This is a genomic window from Leptolyngbya sp. FACHB-36, assembly GCF_014695955.1.
GTDB lineage: Bacteria > Cyanobacteriota > Cyanobacteriia > Leptolyngbyales > Leptolyngbyaceae > FACHB-36.
This window is the reverse complement of the sequence record NZ_JACJPG010000105.1, coordinates 1-2,708: the sequence shown is the minus strand read 5'-3', so window position 1 is coordinate 2,708 and position 2,708 is coordinate 1. Positions and strand designations below refer to the sequence as shown.

Genomic DNA, 2,708 nt, shown 5'->3' with positions numbered 1-2,708 from the left:
GATTAGTTTCGTTGATTAAACTGGCTTAGCATCCAGTTCTTTGGAGATATCGATGAATTTTATTGCGCTTGTTCTGGTTGTTTGCTCTGCTGTGCTGTCTTGGGTGATGCTGACGGTGCCATTCAGCCAAATTGCCTTTCAGCCTTCCGATCGTACTGCGGTCGAGGTCGTAGCGTCTGCTGAGGTCGGTCCTGCGATCGCACCTGCTGTCCTGACTTCGCAGTCCACCACCGACCACGTCGGCTGCGACTGTGCCGCATGCCGTCAATTGGCAAGCCAACTGCTGCAAGGCAAGCTGCCTCAGGTTCTGGACGCCTAGAGCGAGTTGTGCGTCGTCCAAAACTCGCGGTGAATCTCGACGATTTCGACTTCGACCTCCGCGATCGGACCCCACACCTGAATGGCTTTTTGGCTATGGGAAAAGACATAGCGACAGGGCACGCTCAGGGTGGGGTTTTGCTCATGGTTGCCTGTAAGTTCCAGTAATCGAGCTTCCGAAATCCCGTAGACGAGCCGCCCAATATTTGCCCAATACTGCGTTCCGGCGCACATCGCGCACGGCTCCGCTGTGGAATACAGCGTGCAGCCCCAGAGATAGGCTGGGCTAAATTGGCTGTAAGCCGATCGCGCCAGTACCGACTCTGCATGATTCACAGTGTCTACGTTTCCCTGCTCTAGCAGCACGGTTTCGTGATCGGGTGCCACAAGAAGTGCCCCAAACGGATGCCGTCCCATGTCGCGGCTGCGGATGGCAACCTGATTTGCCTGCTGTAAATGTTTTACCATTTGAGCGGGAGTTGGATCAGAACCTGGAGGCGTGGGGCGATCGTGTCCCGTCAATGCTGCATTCACACCTATCTCCTCTAGAGCCAGCCTTTACCAATCTAAAATTTATCAGGAGTTGCGCGATGGCAGACCAAAAGAACGTGCTTGGTAAACAACTCGGTGTCTGCTGCACCGCCCCAATGACCGGATTCTACCGTACCGGAACCTGTGAGACCGGACCACAAGATGTAGGAACGCACGTTGTATGCGCCGAGGTCACTGAAGAGTTTCTGGAGTTTACAAAATCCAGAGGCAATGACTTGAGCACGCCTGTTCCGATGGCTAACTTCCCTGGACTTAAACCCGGAGACAAGTGGTGCCTCTGCGTCTCGCGCTGGAAAGAAGCCTTGGACTCAGGCGCTGCCCCACCTGTCATTTTGTCTGCGACCCACGAAGCAGCCTTAGAGGTAGTACCGCTAGACGTTTTGAAGGAGCACGCGATCGATTAATCACTCAGTCCGATTTCCACCAATACGAATCACAATCAAATTCGTAGGGTGAGCCGTGCTCACCCTACGACAGTCGCTATAAATTCGCTACAAATTTAGAGAAAGACGAGTCATTTAGCTTGCGTAGTAAAACCGTTCGTGAACGACCTTACCGTCTTTCCACTGCTGCACAGAAACCTGATCATACGTGCGCTTGCCCCAGTCCGCATGAGTGTAGTCTAAAGACCACTCAGAAATAATGACATCATCTCCATAGGCAACCTGCTTCACATCAGCCCCGCGAAACTCAACGACCTTTGAGAAAAACTCAAGCTCTCGCTCACGATTTGCGGCTTTACCGACTGTGGCTGGATTTTCATTTTCTTGCATCACGACATCATCAGCGTAGTACTTCTCAAACGCTTCCATCGCTTTGCCCTGTAGTACCAGGTTCTTGATATCCTCGAATGCAACGTGTAACTCTGCGCTCATGGGTTTGACCTCATCTAGAAAGTACATTAAACGAACGGTGAATAGTCATTTAGCACTTCGCTAAAGACTGCCCTGAAAACTGTTTGCCTTCAAAATGTACGAACTCATACATCTCTACAACAGGTATAACGCATTTTTAGTTTGAGTGCAAACAGTTTGCTTAAAGATTATCGCTCGTGCTTCCTTAACTCTTTCGATCGCTCTGTCGCTCCAGACATTTACGAGCGTTAAAATCCTTGCATTCACGCCTCAGAATCTCTCTATGAATGCGCCTGTGCTAGCTTCTCAGCGGTTTGACGTTCGCCAAGCTGCCATTAACCCCAATCATTGGTACGTAGTGGCGCAGAGCTGCGAAGTGCAAGACAAACCCGTAAGCGTCGTGCTGTGGGAGCAGGCGATCGTCCTTTATCGCAATAGCCAGCAGCAGATTTACGCCCTAGAGGACTGCTGCCCGCATCGGTTCGTCAAGCTTAGCGAGGGCTGCGTTGTCGGAGACGTGCTGGAGTGCGCCTACCACGGCTGGCAGTTTAACGCGGACGGCTCCTGTGCAGCCGTGCCCTATCTAGCGGAGAACCAAAAGCTGCCCAATTGTCAAATTCGGCGCTATCCGGTACGGGAGCAGGACGGCTTCGTGTGGCTGTTTCCAGGCGATCCCGACTTAATCGATCAAAAACCAATCCTGAGCCTGCCAGAGTGGGAGCACTTAAACTACATCGGCTCTGTCACTACGATCGATGCCCAAGCGCATTTCTCTTACTTAATCGAGAACCTGATGGATATGTACCACGGGCATTTGCATCAGACCTATCAGGCGTGGACTGGAGCCGTGCTGCACGATTTGGAGGAGACGGACGATCGCGTCGATGCTCACTACGACGCGCAGAACTACTACCGCATCGACAAAATCTGGTCAATTTCGCAGCTAGTTTTTCCACAGCTGCGCCAATTGCATCCCGATCCGCT

General features: G+C 52.0%; 5 protein-coding genes. 3 read left to right on the top strand and 2 right to left on the bottom strand.

Annotated elements, in window-relative coordinates:
* The first annotated feature begins 52 nt into the window (after positions 1 to 52).
* A complete protein-coding gene (locus tag H6F43_RS01450) occupies positions 53 to 319 on the top strand; it encodes a hypothetical protein (RefSeq protein ID WP_190340244.1) in 267 nt (88 codons plus the stop codon).
* Here the strand turns inward: H6F43_RS01450 and H6F43_RS01445 are convergent.
* Positions 316 to 786 (bottom strand): nucleoside deaminase, encoded by a 471-nt coding sequence (locus H6F43_RS01445; RefSeq protein WP_190340245.1) that lies wholly within the window; start codon positions 784 to 786, stop codon positions 316 to 318. The genes H6F43_RS01450 and H6F43_RS01445 overlap by 4 nt on opposite strands.
* A gap of 122 nt (positions 787 to 908) precedes the next feature.
* On the opposite strand from H6F43_RS01445, the gene H6F43_RS01440 reads away from it, so the two are divergent.
* Positions 909 to 1,274, top strand: coding sequence for a DUF2237 domain-containing protein (locus tag H6F43_RS01440; RefSeq protein WP_190340243.1), 366 nt, complete (start codon positions 909 to 911; stop codon positions 1,272 to 1,274).
* Positions 1,275 to 1,388: 114 nt separating this feature from the next.
* Here H6F43_RS01440 and H6F43_RS01435 read toward each other — a convergent pair whose 3' ends face one another.
* Positions 1,389 to 1,745 carry a nuclear transport factor 2 family protein gene (locus H6F43_RS01435; protein ID WP_190340242.1) on the bottom strand — a complete coding sequence of 119 codons (357 nt, stop codon included), beginning with the start codon at positions 1,743 to 1,745 and terminating at the stop codon, positions 1,389 to 1,391.
* A 262-nt stretch (positions 1,746 to 2,007) separates the two neighbouring features.
* Between H6F43_RS01435 and H6F43_RS01430 the strand changes: the two genes are divergently transcribed.
* Positions 2,008 to 2,708: aromatic ring-hydroxylating dioxygenase subunit alpha (locus tag H6F43_RS01430; protein WP_190340241.1), on the top strand; the 701-nt coding region annotated here is incomplete at its 3' end.